Source organism: Flavobacterium sp. (assembly GCF_965657075.1).
In the GTDB taxonomy this organism is placed as follows: Bacteria; Bacteroidota; Bacteroidia; order Flavobacteriales; family Flavobacteriaceae; genus Flavobacterium.
Genome location: NZ_CBFHMV010000031.1, coordinates 1 through 16,675 on the forward strand (window position 1 = coordinate 1; position 16,675 = coordinate 16,675).

At 30.6% G+C, this 16,675-nt stretch carries 16 protein-coding genes; 8 read left to right on the plus strand and 8 right to left on the minus strand.

Annotated elements, in window-relative coordinates; all coding sequences use genetic code 11:
- Positions 1 to 134 precede the first annotated feature (134 nt).
- The 5 genes from ACTF56_RS12015 to ACTF56_RS12035 all read right to left on the minus strand — a co-directional run bounded on the left by ACTF56_RS12015 (position 135) and on the right by ACTF56_RS12035 (position 6,553).
- Positions 135 to 1,655 (minus strand): G-D-S-L family lipolytic protein, encoded by a 1,521-nt coding sequence (locus ACTF56_RS12015; protein ID WP_438967152.1) that lies wholly within the window; start codon positions 1,653 to 1,655, stop codon positions 135 to 137.
- Between the two features lie 15 nt (positions 1,656 to 1,670).
- Entirely contained in the window at positions 1,671 to 2,906 is a 1,236-nt protein-coding gene (locus tag ACTF56_RS12020; RefSeq protein ID WP_438967153.1) for an OmpP1/FadL family transporter, read from the minus strand.
- Positions 2,907 to 3,132: 226 nt separating this feature from the next.
- Positions 3,133 to 4,749 (minus strand): hypothetical protein, encoded by a 1,617-nt coding sequence (locus ACTF56_RS12025; RefSeq protein WP_438967154.1) that lies wholly within the window; start codon positions 4,747 to 4,749, stop codon positions 3,133 to 3,135.
- A 136-nt stretch (positions 4,750 to 4,885) separates the two neighbouring features.
- Positions 4,886 to 5,653 carry an alpha/beta fold hydrolase gene (locus ACTF56_RS12030; protein WP_438967166.1) on the minus strand — a complete coding sequence of 256 codons (768 nt, stop codon included), beginning with the start codon at positions 5,651 to 5,653 and terminating at the stop codon, positions 4,886 to 4,888.
- A gap of 186 nt (positions 5,654 to 5,839) precedes the next feature.
- Positions 5,840 to 6,553 (minus strand): pyridoxine 5'-phosphate synthase, encoded by a 714-nt coding sequence (locus tag ACTF56_RS12035; RefSeq protein ID WP_438967155.1) that lies wholly within the window; start codon positions 6,551 to 6,553, stop codon positions 5,840 to 5,842.
- A gap of 87 nt (positions 6,554 to 6,640) precedes the next feature.
- On the opposite strand from ACTF56_RS12035, the gene ACTF56_RS12040 reads away from it, so the two are divergent.
- The 8 genes from ACTF56_RS12040 to murI all read left to right on the plus strand — a co-directional run bounded on the left by ACTF56_RS12040 (position 6,641) and on the right by murI (position 14,777).
- Positions 6,641 to 7,300 (plus strand): CBS domain-containing protein, encoded by a 660-nt coding sequence (locus ACTF56_RS12040; protein ID WP_438967156.1) that lies wholly within the window; start codon positions 6,641 to 6,643, stop codon positions 7,298 to 7,300.
- Positions 7,300 to 8,184, plus strand: coding sequence for an NAD kinase (locus ACTF56_RS12045; RefSeq protein WP_438967157.1), 885 nt, complete (start codon positions 7,300 to 7,302; stop codon positions 8,182 to 8,184). Before ACTF56_RS12040 ends, ACTF56_RS12045 begins: the two co-directional genes overlap by 1 nt.
- 119 nt (positions 8,185 to 8,303) lie before the next feature.
- Entirely contained in the window at positions 8,304 to 8,987 is a 684-nt protein-coding gene (locus tag ACTF56_RS12050; protein WP_438967158.1) for a DUF6089 family protein, read from the plus strand.
- A 5-nt stretch (positions 8,988 to 8,992) separates the two neighbouring features.
- A complete protein-coding gene (locus ACTF56_RS12055; RefSeq protein WP_438967159.1) occupies positions 8,993 to 9,721 on the plus strand; it encodes an isoprenyl transferase in 729 nt (242 codons plus the stop codon).
- A complete protein-coding gene (bamA, locus tag ACTF56_RS12060) occupies positions 9,657 to 12,353 on the plus strand; it encodes an outer membrane protein assembly factor BamA (protein WP_438967160.1) in 2,697 nt (898 codons plus the stop codon). The genes ACTF56_RS12055 and bamA overlap by 65 nt, the downstream gene beginning before the upstream one ends.
- A 33-nt stretch (positions 12,354 to 12,386) precedes the next feature.
- Positions 12,387 to 13,370: an OmpH family outer membrane protein gene (locus tag ACTF56_RS12065; RefSeq protein WP_438967161.1), complete on the plus strand. Its 984-nt coding sequence runs from the start codon at positions 12,387 to 12,389 to the stop codon at positions 13,368 to 13,370.
- Positions 13,371 to 13,388: 18 nt separating this feature from the next.
- Positions 13,389 to 13,904, plus strand: coding sequence for an OmpH family outer membrane protein (locus tag ACTF56_RS12070; RefSeq protein ID WP_438967162.1), 516 nt, complete (start codon positions 13,389 to 13,391; stop codon positions 13,902 to 13,904).
- 84 nt (positions 13,905 to 13,988) lie between these two features.
- Positions 13,989 to 14,777, plus strand: coding sequence for a glutamate racemase (murI, locus tag ACTF56_RS12075; protein ID WP_438967163.1), 789 nt, complete (start codon positions 13,989 to 13,991; stop codon positions 14,775 to 14,777).
- On the opposite strand, the gene ACTF56_RS12080 is transcribed toward murI, so the two are convergent.
- The 3 genes from ACTF56_RS12080 to ACTF56_RS12090 all read right to left on the minus strand — a co-directional run bounded on the left by ACTF56_RS12080 (position 14,774) and on the right by ACTF56_RS12090 (position 16,663).
- The gene (locus tag ACTF56_RS12080) at positions 14,774 to 15,295 is read right to left on the minus strand and encodes a gamma carbonic anhydrase family protein (protein ID WP_438967164.1); all 522 of its coding nucleotides are present in this window, start codon (positions 15,293 to 15,295) and stop codon (positions 14,774 to 14,776) included. The two genes, murI and ACTF56_RS12080, sit on opposite strands and share 4 nt — an antisense overlap.
- Before the next feature lie 220 nt (positions 15,296 to 15,515).
- Positions 15,516 to 16,511, minus strand: coding sequence for a PorP/SprF family type IX secretion system membrane protein (locus ACTF56_RS12085; RefSeq protein WP_438967165.1), 996 nt, complete (start codon positions 16,509 to 16,511; stop codon positions 15,516 to 15,518).
- A gap of 5 nt (positions 16,512 to 16,516) precedes the next feature.
- On the minus strand, positions 16,517 to 16,663 hold the full coding sequence (locus ACTF56_RS12090) for a T9SS type B sorting domain-containing protein (protein WP_438967167.1): 147 nt from the start codon (positions 16,661 to 16,663) through the stop codon (positions 16,517 to 16,519).
- Positions 16,664 to 16,675: the final 12 nt, after the last annotated feature.

The following is a 16,675-nucleotide window of genomic DNA, read 5'->3' on the forward strand; positions in this document are numbered from 1 at the left end:
CGCTTTACATACCGAATTTCTTCATTTCTTTCCATTTGGATACTTTTTGTGTATCGCTATTTCAGGACAAGACAATAAAAATATATAAAAAAAGGCACCAAAAATGATGCCTTTTTTTATATTTAATTTTTTCCCTAGTTTGTTGGTAAAATTGTTGCTCCAGGATAACCTGCTGCATAAACTAACGGAATATTTGCATTGTAATAAGAATTTATTACATTAATGATTTGGTTTGAAATTACTGCATATCCTCTAGCATTAGGATGTACACCATCTAAAGAAAATAAAACTGAACCTGCTGTTGCAGATGAGAAGTAATTAGCTGTATAAATAGTTCCATCTTCAATTTGTAATCCACTTACTAATTGATTCAAAATTGCATTCATATCCGCTACTGCTAAATTTTTAGAGGCAGCAATTGAAACAATAGCATTATTATAAGCTGTAGTTGCGTTTGCAATAGCTGTTTTTTCTGAAGGAATTAACACATCACCATCTTGTAATGGGAAAGTAACACCATTAACATTAAAAGGAGCTACTCCTGCAGCGTTTGGTTGTCCAATTTTACTTGAAGTTGGCAACAATATTAAATCATTAGCAGTAGCTTGACGAGCTTGACCGTATAACTGACCCAATGCTGCTGCAAAAGGTGCTAATGTTGGTATAGTTGAAGCTGCACCAGAAATTTGAGCACTTAAACTTGGCAAAGTTTCATCCATAATTAAAACTGGATTTCTTGAACCAGCTGCTGTAGATAAAGGTAAAATTCTTCCACCTGTAACTTGAGCTAAGAAACCATATAATTGTAATGCACTTGCGTTAGATGAAGTTGCTTCTGCAGGTAATGCATTAAAAGGAACGGTTGTAAAGTAAGGAATTGAAGTTACACTTGGAATTGTACAAACAACACCTTTAGCACCATTAGCTGTTAATTGATTGATTATTGTTGAATAAACATTTGCAAATACATTTGGATCAGTAATATCATTACTTCCATAAGTTGCTGGATTTAAGTTTCCTAATTGATTCACTCCAATACCACCAGTTGTAGCATATGATAATACATCATTAGAACCAATCCAGTTTGTGAAAAATGTTGGGTTTTTAGAAACCGCATCCCCAATAATAGTCGATGTAGCAGAAGTTGCGTGTCTAACATAATAAGGATTTGCTAATCCCAATGCTAAACCAGCTGGATTTCCGTAACCTGCTGCTAATAAATGAAATGATTTTGCACCTGGCACACCCATATTATTAAAAGCAGTTGCTTGTGGTGTTAATGTAATTGAAGATGTACCTGCGATTGGTTGTGGTCCTCCTGCAGAAGCATTGATGATCAACCTGTTGCTAAAACCAGGAATTCCAGCGATACCTCCAAGATTGTTTACGTCTTCTGCAAAAGAAGGCTGAGTAAACGCTCCACCACCTACTAAACTAAACTGTCCTGCTAAAATGTTTGGAAAAGAATAAGTTTGACCCACTCTTGACATTGATCCATCCATATAACCAGCAGTTAATGAATTTCCTATAGAAACGTAAGTAGAAAAATCTGCATCACCTGCAGTATAATTATTGTCTACTGAGTTTTCAAATTCTGGTTCACAAGAAGCAAAGCCAGCAGCTATTAAAGCTATGTATATAAATTTATTTTTCATTTTCTTTTTTTTTAATTAAAATCCGTAAGAAACACCAATTCCTGGAGACAATACTGATGATTTGTAAGTACCACCAAAACTACTTCCATCACTGTAATAGTCATAAGAATTATCTATTTGGTCAAAATGTAAGTACAATAATGAGAAATCAATTCCTAATTTATTACTTACTTGATAAGTTAAACCACCTGTATAACCCATCGAATCATTTCTTGGAGTTTCTGGTGCAAAGTATCCATTTTGAACTGGACTTTGATCAAAATACCATCCTGCTCTGAAAGTAAATTTATCATTAGCTACGTATTGAGTTCCTACTCTATAAGTACTAGAATTTTTGTAATTTCTTGGATTTACAGAAGTTGGTAATCCATTTTGAAATTCAACATCTAAAGATTTATAAGCACTCCACAAAGCATAATTATAATCAAAAGCCACCAACCATTTGTCCGTAACTTGGTAAGACAAACCTGTAGTAACTTCAGCTGGTAATGGTAAATCTGCATTAAACTTGGTATTTGTTAAAGTTCCTGCAGCATATGCTGGTACATCTGAAAAAGTTGCCTCACCATCACGTGCTTCCATTGTGATTTCAGAGCGATAGTTAAATCCTAATCTTACTTTATCCGATGGATTAAACATAAAACCTGCTGTATATCCCCAAGCAGAAATTCCTTTTGCATCAATAGTTAAATCTGTTCTATTTCCATCTTCGTCAGTTAAATTTCTTGAAAGATTTCTGTTGAAATTTACAGCACCCGTTGCATATATTGGTCCACCACCAATACTGAATTTTTCTCCTATTCGAATAGAAACTGTAGGTTGAACAAAAATAGCTTTTAAATCAATATTGTTCACTAAATGCGAACCTTGCCAATCTTGATCCCATTCTACAGCACTTCCATAAGGTGTATAAATTGCTAAACCGGCTGTTAACCAATCCGTAACTCTGTATGTTGCATAGGCATTAAAAGGAGTTCCTACATTATCAGAAGAAGCTTCCCAGTTGTAAGTAGAATTTTGAAATCTAGTTTTAGAAAACAATGCACTTGCACCTACTGATAAATTGAATTTATCTTTTAAGAATGCCATTCCTGCTGGATTAAAAAACGCTGTTTCTGCACTATTTACTATAGCTACACCTGTGTGTCCCATAGCTAATTGCTTTTGACCTTGAATACTTACTCTATATCCTCCTGCAAAAGCAGTAGTAGTAGCAAGTGTTAAAAGTGTTAAAGAAAGTAATTTTCTCATAATTTAATAAATGTGTTAGTTTTTTTGAATTTGTTAAAAACAATACTTCAAATTTATAACAAATAATGAATTTAACAATTTTTTTAACAAAAAAATTATGCATGCATAATAAAATTCTGGTTTTCGTATTTTAATGAGTTCTTTTTTGAGGAAAAATTCAGCCATAAAATTTTAAAAAAAAACACTCTAAAATGTAGAGTGTTTTTTAAAATAATTATTCAAAAGATTACTTACAATCTTCAAGAACTTGGGCAAACTCCAATATACTTTCAAGATTGTTTTTAAACTCTTTTTTATTTACTCTTTCAATTAATGAAGGGCAATCTTGGGCTAAAGCTGCAAATTGCTTTTTTGGACCCAACATCCAACCGGCAGAAGCATTTGATTTTCCTTCAGATTCATCTTCTCTCTTAATTATTATTTCACCATTAAAATATTGATAAACACCAATTTTATTTCCTACAAACATTTCTTTTACAAACTTTTTTGTGGCTCCAGACATAGACATTCCTCCATTATCTGTAGAAACTTTAAAAGTAACAGTTGCAAATTCTTCTCCGTTGCTTAAAATTAATTTTTTAACTTCATTGGCTTTAAAGTTTCTTTCTGAGAATTTTCCTTGAAAATCTTTTACAGATACTGTAACCGCATCCGATAAATTTAAACCTCTACTTTTTGGCATATAACCTGTAACAGTATCTTTTCTTATGGTTAAAATATAAGCTAAAATATAATTCTGATCCGTTTCTATACTATATGGAGCTGATTGAGAATAAGATCCGTTTGAATTTGTTGATTGAACAACTTCTTCAAACATGAAGTTTTTTGTTTCTACTGGAAAATGAGTTGTTTTTATGCCATTGGCTTGAAATAAATCTAATAAATAATTATTTTCATCCATCATTGATTTACCATCGCTTTTATCGTAATCATTATCTATTAATTTTTGACAATATTCGTTTGATTTTGTTGGGTTATCTAAATACTTATAAATTTTTGCAAGGTTGTAATAAGCAGAATATCTTATTTTTCTATCTGCTTTTTTATCTTCTTGATATTTACTTGGCAAAGATTCAAAATAAGCCATTGGCTCTTTCAATTCTGCTTCAAAACCCTCAACTGGATTAGCAAAATTCATTTTATTTAAAACCTCTTTAGTTTGCAAATAAGCATTGTAATGTGCCGCTTGTTCTGGATGTTTTTTATTAGCTAAAATCCATAGTTTATCAGTACCTTGTTTGATAGGATACCCATAATCATTATTCAAAACAGTATTCAATTTATTAATTACTTCATTTGCATAGTTGGAATATATAATTCTTGTAACACTATATTGGTAATTTTGTGCTTGACTATAAGAATCAAATTCTGTACTATTTTGATTTCTAGAAGCTGTAAAATTGATTAAATCATTAATTTTTCCATCATTACTTACAATTTTTGCAGTTCCAGATTGGTTGTAATTATTTACCGATGTATAATAGTTTTTTGAGGTTTCAACACCTCTTTTATCTTTGGACTTAACCGTTCTTGTAGTAATAGTTCTACTTGTCACTATGGGTGCAGTCATATTAACTTCTATACTTAGATAGCCGTTTTTATCTTTCTTTTCAAAACCTGAGATATTGACTTGATTTTGGACAAAAAATTTAGATTGACTGTACGACAAATAATTGTCCATATTCACAAAAAAGGAATAGGTTCTGTTTTTTTTATCCAAAATTGGTTTTTCTGGAAGTTCTACGTAAGAAACATTATAAGTTTCTGGGTCTAAATCAGTTGATTGTGCAAATGTTCCTGCAAAACAAAAGATAAAAAAAGTAATAAAAATGATTTTTTTCATAGGTTTTTATTATGTTTATAAAAATATTTCATGGTAAAAATAACAAAAAAAATAAATTAGCAAGTATTTATTTAAATTTCGTAGTAGTTTTGAAATTTGATAATTTTTTTTAATTAAATAAAATAACAATTATTAATTAATTTAAATTTAAAAAATCTATTGTTTGTTGATAAAAGTCTGAGGGATTTTCAGCATGTAACCAATGACCTGCGTTGGATATAGTTTTAATTTTTACATTAGGAAAATGATTGTGAATAGTTTCAAAATCTTCGTCTAGAATATAATTGGATTTTGAACCTCTTAAAAACAAAGTTGGTTTCTCAAATTTATTTTCTGAAGGCAACCCCTTACCAATTTCTTCAATTTTAGTATTAAAAACTTCTAAATTGAAGCGAAAAGCCAACTGCTCTTTTTCTTTCCAATACAAACTTTTTAGTAAAAATTGTCTTGTACCAAAATCGGTAATGTATTGAGAAACTATAGCTTCCACATCACTTCTACTGGGTTGTTTTGAGAAATCTACAGCATTTAATCCTTCTAAAATAGTTTGATGATGTTGAGGATAAAATTTTGGGCCAATATCTGCAATTATCAATTTTTCAATTAATTGTGGATGTATAGTAGCTAATAACATGGCTGTTTTTCCACCCATAGAATGACCGAGTAATAAAATGTTTTCCAATTTATGAAAATCACAATAATCTTTAACATCTTTGGCCATATCTTGATAAGAAAAATCATTGGAATGAAAACTTTTACCGTGATTTCTGAGGTCTAGCATATGCACTTCATAGCCCACTTCAGAAAATTGAGTTCCTAATGTTTTCCAATTGTCTGACATTCCTAAAAATCCGTGAAGAATGACAAAGGGTTTTCCGTTGCCTTCGATGCGTGAATGTAAAATCATATTTTATTATTTTTTGCTACAAAGACACAAAGTCACAAAGTTTAATCTTTTGCCTTGTATTATTATTTGTTTGATTGTTTTTTTTTGCGTTAAGGATAGTAGCATTGTTTGAGCTCTTTATTGATTTGAAAAAACAATAAAAGCGAGTGCGGATAGCCTGACCTGAAAGGTAACGCCCAAAAATTATTTTAACTTATTAAGATACATTTTTACCACATTGTCAAAACCTAAATAAAGTGATTCAGCAACCAAGGCATGACCAATTGAAACTTCTAATAAATCAGGAATGTTTTGTTTGAAAAACTGAATATTATCCAAACTTAAATCATGACCTGCGTTGATTCCTAATCCCAATTCATTGGCTCTTACAGAAGAATGTACGTAGGCATCTATTCCAGTTTTATTCCCTAATCCATATTGATGTGCGAAAGCTTCGGTATACAATTCAATTCGATCTGTTCCAGTAGCCTTTGCTCCTTCAATCATTTCTATAGTTGGATCTACAAAAATAGAAGTTCTGATGTTGTTGTTTTTAAACTCTTTAATAATATCTATTAAAAAATCTTTGTGTTTTACTGTATTCCAACCGGCATTTGAAGTCAAAGCATCATCTGCATCAGGTACCAAAGTAACTTGAGTAGGCTTAATGGCTAAAACTAAATCCATGAATTTTTTTACTGGGTTTCCTTCAATATTATATTCCGTATGCACTACTTGTTTTAAATCGTAGGCATCTTGATATTTTATATGTCTCTCGTCTGGTCTAGGATGAATAGTGATTCCTTGAGCACCAAATTGTTGTAAATCTTTAGCTACTTGAAGTAAATTTGGCACATTTCCGCCACGAGAATTTCTTAAAGTTGCAATTTTATTGATGTTTACTGATAACTTTGTCATAACTTTGTTTTTAACTTTACAAAAATACAAAGTCTAACAGGTTTAGTATCGTATTTTTTAATTATTTTGCAAAAGAAATAAAACTATATGCACAATTTAATAGATTATATAAATTTTGACATTAAGCCTTTAAAGACTTCACAAAAAATGGCTGAAGCACAAGATTTATTTTCGGAGCTTCCTTACACTCATTTTCCTGTGAGTGAAAACGGCATTTATGTTGGTTGTATTACTAGTGAAGATGCTTTGTCTATTGATGAAGCAAGTGTAATTGGTGATAATAAATTTAATTTTGATCGTTTTTTTGTAAGAAATTCAATGATTTGGCTGGATGTTTTAGAAGGATTTGGGAAAAACGATTGCAACATAATGCCTGTATTGAATGAAAAAAACACCTATATTGGTTATTATGAACTAAAGGATGTATTGAAATTTTTTCAGGAAAGTCCATTTTTAAAAGAAGAAGGTGGCATAATTGTGGTTCAAAAACCTAAGTTGGATTATTCTATAAGTCAGATTACTCAAATTGTTGAAGGAAATGGCGGTAAACTTTTAGGTTTATTTATTTCAAACATCAATGAAAATAGGGTTGAAATTACTATTAAAATTTCTCAAAGTTATATGAATGAAATTATTCAAGGTTTCAGACGGTATGATTATGAAATTATTTCGGAACACCAAGAAGATTCTTATTTGGAAAACTTAAAAGAGCGTTCCGATTATTTAGACAAATATCTTAACATGTAATGAAGGTAGCAATTTTTGGACAATATTATCAAAACAACACTACTACAATAGTTAGTAAAGTGATTAACGTACTCGAAAAAAATGGTGCTTCAATTATTATAGAAGAAAAATTTAACGAGTCAATAAAAGTCAATTCCGAATTAAAAAAAGAATTTAAAACTTTTAAGTCGCATTTAGATTTAGAAAACGATATTTCATTTTTAATTAGTATTGGAGGTGATGGTACCATATTAAGAGCTGCCACTTTAGTTAGAGATAAAAACATTCCTATCATTGGTGTAAATGCTGGAAGATTAGGTTTTTTAGCCACCGTTCAAGAAGAAAATATCGATACTTTTTTACCCAAAATATTTTCAAACGATTTTAAAATTTCGGAAAGAACATTATTAAGTTTAAAATGTTCGCCTACCAATTCAGATTTAGAAGATATTAATTTTGCTCTTAATGAAATTACCGTTTCTAGAAAAGACACCACTTCAATGATTACTATTGAAACTTATTTAAACAATGAATATTTAAATTCGTATTGGGCTGATGGATTGATAATCTCAACTCCAACTGGTTCTACTGGATATTCATTAAGTTGTGGTGGCCCAGTTTTAATGCCTGAAAATTCAAGTTTAGTAATCACTCCAATTGCACCTCATAATTTAACGGCAAGACCTTTAGTGATTCCAGATGATATTGAATTGACTTTAAAAGTTTCTGGTAGAGAAGAACAATATTTAGTTTCTTTAGATTCTAGAATAACATCAGTTACCAACGAAACGGTTTTAACTATAAAAAAATCACCATTCACCATAAAAATGGTAGATTTTCACGAAGAAGGATTTTTGAAAACCATTCGAAAAAAACTACTTTGGGGTGAAGACAAAAGAAATTAATGCCTCTTTTTTCTGTACTTACAACACTTTTACATTTTTTACGTTACATATAATGAGTAAAAAGTTGCTTCTTTATGAAGTTAAAACATCAATATTGTTATATTTGCAAACTGAAAAAAATGAAAAAACTAGTTTTATATATATTTTTTGTGACATTTTTTAACACTTCCAATGCCCAAATACATGAAGTTGGGGTTTTTCTTGGTGGTGCAAATTATGTTGGAGATGTAGGAAAAACGAACTATATAAATCCAAACGAATTGAGTTATGGTTTTATATACAAATGGAACAGAAGCGTAAGACATTCTTATAGATTTACTTACACCGAAGGAAATGTAAAGGCAAATGATTTAGATTCGGATGTAGCTAGTAGAAATTTGAGAGGAAATAGTTTTGAAAATAACATAAAAGAACTGTCGGCTGGATTGGAATTTAATTTCTTTCCTTTTGATTTACATGACTTTGACATGCAATATACACCCTATGTTTTTACAGGTGTAAATTATTTTTGGAGTGATGATTTATATGTAGTCAACAAGATAGCCTATACCAATGAAAGAGTGAAAAACTTTGCTATCCCAATTGTTTTGGGTTTTAAAGGTAGAATATCTCATTCGTTTGTTTTGGCTGCAGAAGTTGGAGCTCGATACTCATTCACTGATAATTTAGATGGAAGTAATCCTCAACCTAACAATTTTGGAAGTTTAGGTTTTGGAAATTTAAACAGTAATGATTGGTATTTCTTTTCTGGTTTAACATTAACGTATACCTTTGGAGAAAATCCTTGTTTTTGTCCTAATTAAATAAAATGATGCAAATAGATACTAACAATTTACCTAAACACCTAGCCATAATAATGGATGGCAATGGTCGTTGGGCAAAAAGTAAAGGTTTATTAAGAGCAATTGGTCACGAAAACGGAACAAAATCGGTTAGGGTAACAGTTGAAACTTGTGCTAAAATTGGTATTGAAAATTTAACTCTTTATGCCTTTTCATCAGAAAACTGGAACAGACCCAAATTAGAAGTTGATACTTTGATGAAACTTCTTATATCTTCCTTGAAAAAAGAAGAAGCTACATTAATGAAAAATAATATTAAACTAAATGCCATTGGAAATTTAACAAATTTGCCAAAAAACGTTAATCGCGAATTGCATGAAGTAATTAATAAAACAAAAGACAATAATAGAATGACGTTGACTTTAGCTCTAAGTTATGGATCTAGAGAAGAATTAATTCAGGTTGTTAAAAATATTAGTAATAAAGTTAAAAATAATATAATTTCTGAATCGGCTATTGATGAATCAATTATTAATGAGCATCTTTACACGCACAATTTACCTGATGTAGATTTAGTAATCAGAACAAGTGGCGAGCACAGGATTAGTAATTTTTTGCTTTGGCAGATAGCTTATGCAGAATTTTATTTTACCAATGTATTATGGCCCGATTTTACAGAAAACGATTTGTATGAAGCAATTATTAGTTATCAAAAAAGAGAACGTAGGTTTGGAAAAACAAGTGAACAATTATAAAAAAACAGCTCTTTTTTACACCATTTTAAAAAATACTTTCTTTGTATTGGTGTGTTTTTTATTTTCAAATTCTTATGCTCAAATAAGTGATTTTGAAAACGGAAAGTCGTACATTTTAGCTGATGTTGAAGTTACAGGAAAAGTAAATTTTAACCCACAAACCATCGTAACATTTACTGGTTTAGAAAAAGGACAAAACATAATTGTTCCTGGTGAAGAGATTAGTGGAGCCATCAAAAAACTTTGGAAACTAGGTTATTTTAATGACATCAATGTTTATGTTTCTAAAATTTCTAATGATAGTATTTATCTTGAACTAAACATTAACGAATTACCAAAATTATCAGACGTTAAATTTCCTGGATATAAAAAAGGAAAACTTGAAACAATCATTAAAGAAACGGATTTAAAAAAGGGAAAAATTGTAAACGAAAACTTAGTTACTACAACTAAAAACTTTCTAGAAAACAAATACAAAAAAGAAGGTTATTACAACACTAAAGTTGCTATAAATACAGTTCCAGATTCAACAAATACTAATGTTGACATGGTAGTTAGAGTGGACAAAGGAACTAAAGTAAAAATTAAAGAAATTAATTTTGAAGGGAATGAATTAATTTCCGACAAAAAACTAAGAAAAGCACTTAAAAACACCAAACAAATCAACAGATTTCGAATCTTTAAAAAATCTAAATTTATTGAAGCTGATTTTGAAGAAGATAAAAAAAGACTGATTGATAAATATAAAGAAAGAGGTTTTAGAGATGCACGTATCATATCTGACTCTCTTTCTTACAATAAAGAAAACAATACTTTATCTTTAAATATTAAACTAGAAGAAGGTAAAAAATATTATTTTGGAGATGTCCGCTTTTTAGGAAACTCTGTATACAACAACCAACAACTTTCTCAAATTTTAGGAATCAATAAAGGTGATGTTTACAATGGCGTTTTATTACAGAAAAGAATCGCAGATAATTCAGCACCAGACAGTGAAGATTTAACTAATTTATATCAAAATTCTGGCTATTTATTTTCAAGCATAAATACTGTGGAAGTTAGTACCGAAAATGACACAATTGATTTCGAAATTAGAATTAGTGAAGGTCCTTTAGCTTATTTCAACAAAATTACAGTAGTTGGAAATGACAGAACCAACGACCATGTAATTTTTAGAGAATTAAAAACAAAACCAGGTCAAAAATATAATAAAGATGCTCTTGTGCGTTCTGTTAGAGAATTGGGTCAATTAGGATTTTTTGATCCTGAAGCTATTGAACCTAAATTTAAAAACGTAGATGCAGCAGCAGGAACTGTTGATATTGAATACAATCTTGCCGAAAAAGGATCAAGTCAAATTGAACTCCAAGGTGGCTATGGTGGTGGTGGTTTTATTGGAACTCTAGGATTGTCTTTCAATAATTTCTCAGCTAGGAATATTTTCAACAAAAAAGCTTACAAACCTTTACCTATGGGTGATGGTCAGCAAATGGCTCTTCGTTTGCAAGGAAGTACAAACTTTCAAACTTACAGTTTAAATTTTTCTGAGCCATGGCTTGGAGGAAAAAAACCAGTTAGTTTTTCAACATCTATTTCACACAGTAAACAATTTCAGTTTAATTTCAACACCAGAGAAGTTGACAAAAGTCAAAACTTCACCATTACAACACTTTCTCTTGGTTTAGCTAAAAGACTTACTGTGCCAGATGATTTCTTTGTTTTGTCTCAATCTGTTGCCTATCAATATTATGATTTAAATAATTACAGTGTAGGTTTGTTCCCATTCAGTAACGGTTCTTCAAGAAATTTATCTTACACCGTAGATTTAACAAGAAACAGTAAAGGTAACAATCCAATATTTCCAACTTACGGTTCACAATTTTCTATAACAGCAAAAGTAACTCCGCCCTACTCATTATTTAATGGAGTAGATTATAGAGCATTAAGAGATTCAGAAGAATATAAAGTAAAAGCTCCTGCAAATTATAACGATCCAAATGGAGCTGACATTGCAGAAGGTACTTTGTTAGATAGTAATGGATTTGCAACAACTAATTTAGATGATGCGGCTTTAGACAATCAAAAATACGGTCAGAAAGTATATAACTGGTTAGAGTATTATAAACTTAAATTTAAAGCAGATAATTACACTACTATTTATGAAAAATTAGTAGTAAAAACATTAGGTGAATTTGGATTTATGGGTGCCTATAATAGTGATAGAGGTTTAGTTCCTTTTGAGCGTTTTTATCTTGGTGGTGATGGTTTAGCCAACTTTCAATTAGATGGTAGAGAAACTATTCAATTGCGTGGATATCCAAATAATTCATTATCTTCGAATGATGGAGGTACTATTTACAACAAATTTTCGTTAGAATTAAGATATCCAATAACATTAAAACCAACTGCATCAATTTATGCGTTGTCATTTTTAGAAGCTGGTGCCGCATTTAACGATTTCAAAACTTATAATCCATTTAAATTGCAACGTTCTGCAGGATTTGGTTTGAGAGTATTTATGCCAGCATTTGGACTTTTAGGAATAGATTTTGCTCATGGATTTGATCCAATTCCAGGAGGAACTCAGAAAAGTGGTTGGCAAACCCATTTTATCATTGGTCAACAATTTTAAAAAGTTGACTTGATATTTAAAAAATATTAAATTATGAAAAAAGCAATTTATCTAATTTTACTAACACTTAGTAGTTTTACACTTTATTCTCAAGCAAAAGGAACTCGTATTGGTTTCATTGATATGGAATACATTCTTGAAAAAGTACCTAATTATGCAGAAGCAAAAAACCAATTGGAGTTAAAAGCTCAAAAATGGAAGCAAGAAATTGAAGTTAAAAAAAATGAAATTGATAAATTAAAATCCAATCTAAAAACAGAAGCACCTTTATTGACCAAAGAGCTTATTGAGGAAAGAGAAGATGAAATAAAATATTTAGAAGAAGAAATGTTGGACTATCAACAAGGTAGATTTGGTCCAGCTGGAGATTTAATTCTTCAAAAAACTATTTTGGTAAAGCCAATCCAGGACCAAGTTTTTTCTATAGTTCAAGACATTGCAATTGCCAAAAACTTTGATTTTATATTTGATAAATCTTCTGACAAATCCATGTTATTTGTAAAAAATAATTTAGATATTAGTGACCAAGTTATCAGACAATTATTGCGTGCCGAAAAAAGAGAACAATTGACTGCAAAACAGTTAAAAGATCAAGAAGCAAAAGATGCTTTAGAAGACATGCAAGATGAAAATCCTGAATTAGCAGCAAGACAAAAAGCTCTTGATGAGAAAAAAGCAGCAAGAGAAAAAGCAGCTGAAGAAAAGAGACAAGCATACGAGGACAGAAAAAAAGAAGCTGCGGATAAAAGAAAAAAACTTCAAGAGGAAAGAGAAGCCAAGAAAAATGGCACGCAAATTGAAGGAGACACTACGGATGTCCAAAAAACTGGTGCAGATGCTATTTCTGACATAGATAAAAAGAAAGCTGAAGCCGCTGAAAAACGTCAAAAAGCTATTGACGATCGAAACAAAGCAATAGAAGAAAGAAAAAAAGCAGCTCAAGAAAAAAGAGAGAAAATTCTAGCAGATAGAGAAGCTGCCAAAAAAGCTAGAGAAGAAAACAAAAAAGAAGAATAAATTAAAATTAACACAAAAATGAAAAATTTAAAATCAATTTTTATCGCAGCAGCATTATTTTTAAGCGCTCAATTTGCAACTGCACAATCTAAAGTAGCACACATAGATGTAAGTGTATTAATGACAACTATGCCAGAATATAAAAATGCACAGGCACAATTAGAAAAAATTCAAAAATCTTACGAAGATGAATATGGTGCAATGGTAAATGAATTTCAGACTAAAATGGAAAAATATAAAACCGAAGCTGAAAACGGAACTGCCACTGAAGCTTTGAATGAAACTAGAGGAAAAGAAATGGAAGATATGAGAGGAAGAATTCAATTATTCAGAGAAAATTCTTCTAAAGAATTAGAAACTAAAAGTGGTGACATGTTAAAACCAATCTTTGAAAAAGCTCAAGCTGCAATTCAAAAAGTAGCCAAAGCTAAAGGTGTAAGTTATGTTTTAGACGCAACTTCTCCAGGAACTTTATTATATATTGAAGGCGGAATGGACTTAATGGCTGATGTAAAAAAAGAATTAGGATTCTAAACCTTTTTTAACTTAAAATATAAAACTGCTTTTCTTATTTAGATTAGCAGTTTTTTTTTATTTTTGATACTCAATAATTACTTAATGAATTCAAACACGTCTAGTCATCCTATTGGTCTTTTTGATTCAGGTATTGGTGGAACATCCATCTGGAAAGAAATTCAAAAAATATTACCCAATGAAAACACCATTTATTTGGCCGATAGTCAAAATGCCCCTTACGGATTAAAAAGTAAAGATGAAATCATAGCGTTAAGTAGTAAAAACACCGAATATCTTCTTAATCAAAATTGCAAAATGATAGTTGTCGCTTGTAATACTGCAACTACTAATGCCATAAAAGAATTAAGAGCAAAATACAAAGTCCCTTTTATTGGAATTGAACCTGCCATAAAACCCGCTGCTAATTTATCAAAAACAGCAACAATTGGCATCTTAGCCACAAAAGGAACATTGAACAGTGAATTGTTTCATAAAACTGTTTCTACATATTCTGAAACAAATATCATTGAACAAATTGGACATGGCTTAGTGCAATTAATTGAAGACGGAAAATTAGAGTCAGAAGAGTTGTTTCATTTACTTGAAGCCTATTTAAACCCTATGATTTCGCAAAACATAGATTATCTCGTTTTAGGTTGTAGTCATTATCCTTATTTAATACCTCAAATAAAGAAAATAATACCCAAACACATAAAGATAATAGATTCAGGAGAAGCTGTCGCAAAACAAACAAAAAACATCTTAAATCAACAACAACTATTAAATACACAATCACAGAAAGGGAAAGTGGTATTTTATACAAATTCTGATTCAAAAGTTTTAAAAAAAATTCTAAAAAATAAATACGAAGTTTTGGAAAAGAAATTTTAGTTTTCCTCGTTTTTAAACCAACCCGAATACATCACATAGTTGTTTGAAATACGCTCAATTTCACCCGCAAAGTCACTTTGATTTAATTCTTTAACTTTCTTAGCAGGAACTCCAGCATAAATACAACCTGACTCAATAACTGTATTTTGAGTAACAACAGATCCAGCGGCTACAATTGAATTACTTTCTACAACACAATTATCCATAACAATAGCTCCCATTCCTATCAAAACATTGTCTTTAATGATACATCCATGCACAATAGCATTATGCCCAATTGAAACATTATTACCAATTGTTGTTGCATGTTTTTGATAAGTACAATGAATAACAGCACCATCTTGAATATTTACTTTATCACCAATAGTTATGGTATTAACATCTCCTCTAACAACAGCATTAAACCAAACACTACAATCCTTCCCAAAACTAACATCACCAACAATTGTAGCATTTTCAGCCACATAACAATCTGAAGGTATATTGGGCTTTTTACCGTTTACACTTTTAATTAACATTTTAAAATATTTTAAGCTAAATTATAAAAAAAATCAACAACCTTTTTAATTATTTGGGCGTTCCTTAAAGGTCGGGCTTTCCACTATATCTTTTTGTTTTTAAAGAAAAAACAAAAAGGATGCCGTTGCAATCCCTAACGCAAAAATTGCACAACTATCAAAAACTATACATGAAACAACTAAACAAAAAAAAGTCCCGATTAACGGGACATTTATTTTATTAATTTACTGCAGGACAGTTACAATCGTAACCTGTATTTTTACAGAAGATGTCAAAACCTAAAGTTAATTGATGAAACCCTGAGTTATCAAATTTAACATCACCAGTTACATGTGAATATGTGTATGCAAACATAAAACTCTTGTAATTAACACCAACTATAGGAGTAATGTATTGCAATTTTTGTTCCCCAATACTTGCACCGTCTAGATACTGAGCACCATCAAAACTTCTTCTATATGATAAACCGCCCCAAACTTTACCAAAATCCAATTCTTTATAAACTTTGAAATTTAAATCAATAGTTTTTTCTTTTGTTTGATCAACATATTGAAACATTACAGATGGCTCATACATTAAACCGTCACCATTTCCAAAAACGTAACCTGTACTCCATAAAAACTTTCTTAAATTGTCCGTTTCTACATCAGTATACAATTCTCTTTTACTTGCAATAACATTTTTAACCGTTAAATGAGTATAAAAATCTAAGAAGAAATAAGAAGCTCCTAAGTCAATATTAAAGTAAGAATCCTTTTGTCTAAAACCACCAATAATTGGATCAAAATCACCTGAATTTAAAAATGAAGTTTCATCTAAATTACTTTGAACTAATCCAGCATTTATACCAAAAGACAGTTGATTTAAATCAGCAGTACTTCTAGAAAATCTTAAGTGATGTGCATAAGTTAATTTTGCACCTGTTTGAGTATGATATCCATTTCTATCATTAAATAGTATTGCTCCTATTCCCGATTGTTCTCCAACTGAAGTATTAAAACTAACCGTTTGAAGCGCTGGAGCATCATCTTGTCCAAACCATTGTTGTCTTCCTGTAAAACGTATTTTTCCGCAATCAGAAGCACCTGCCATTGAAGGGTGAATTAAATAGTAATTGTCAGATAAATAATCTGAATATACTGCGATACCCTCCTGTGAGAATGAAAATTGAGATATAATTACTAATACTAGTAAATAACTTTTTTTAAAATTCATGTTTATTACCTTTTTAATGTGAAATGTGCTTTAAATTGTTTTTGTTCTACTCCTTCTAGATAGTCTACTGAGAACCAATAATCTGTTGATGGCAGTGGTTGTCCGTTGAAAGTTCCGTTCCATCCTTCGGAAGTAGCGCTGATTTGTTTGATTAATTTTCCGTA

Coding starts and splice junctions, on each gene's coding strand:
- ACTF56_RS12070 (WP_438967162.1), top strand. CDS start 13,389: ATGAAAAATTTAAAATCAATTTTTATCGCAGCAGCATTATTTTTAAGC.
- murI (WP_438967163.1), top strand. CDS start 13,989: ATGAATTCAAACACGTCTAGTCATCCTATTGGTCTTTTTGATTCAGGT.
- ACTF56_RS12035 (WP_438967155.1), bottom strand. CDS start 6,553: ATGACAAAGTTATCAGTAAACATCAATAAAATTGCAACTTTAAGAAAT.
- ACTF56_RS12015 (WP_438967152.1), bottom strand. CDS start 1,655: ATGAAAAATAAATTTATATACATAGCTTTAATAGCTGCTGGCTTTGCT.
- ACTF56_RS12020 (WP_438967153.1), bottom strand. CDS start 2,906: ATGAGAAAATTACTTTCTTTAACACTTTTAACACTTGCTACTACTACT.
- ACTF56_RS12065 (WP_438967161.1), top strand. CDS start 12,387: ATGAAAAAAGCAATTTATCTAATTTTACTAACACTTAGTAGTTTTACA.
- ACTF56_RS12085 (WP_438967165.1), bottom strand. CDS start 16,511: ATGAATTTTAAAAAAAGTTATTTACTAGTATTAGTAATTATATCTCAA.
- ACTF56_RS12050 (WP_438967158.1), top strand. CDS start 8,304: ATGAAAAAACTAGTTTTATATATATTTTTTGTGACATTTTTTAACACT.
- ACTF56_RS12025 (WP_438967154.1), bottom strand. CDS start 4,749: ATGAAAAAAATCATTTTTATTACTTTTTTTATCTTTTGTTTTGCAGGA.
- ACTF56_RS12080 (WP_438967164.1), bottom strand. CDS start 15,295: ATGTTAATTAAAAGTGTAAACGGTAAAAAGCCCAATATACCTTCAGAT.
- ACTF56_RS12055 (WP_438967159.1), top strand. CDS start 8,993: ATGATGCAAATAGATACTAACAATTTACCTAAACACCTAGCCATAATA.
- ACTF56_RS12040 (WP_438967156.1), top strand. CDS start 6,641: ATGCACAATTTAATAGATTATATAAATTTTGACATTAAGCCTTTAAAG.
- ACTF56_RS12045 (WP_438967157.1), top strand. CDS start 7,300: ATGAAGGTAGCAATTTTTGGACAATATTATCAAAACAACACTACTACA.
- bamA (WP_438967160.1), top strand. CDS start 9,657: ATGAAGCAATTATTAGTTATCAAAAAAGAGAACGTAGGTTTGGAAAAA.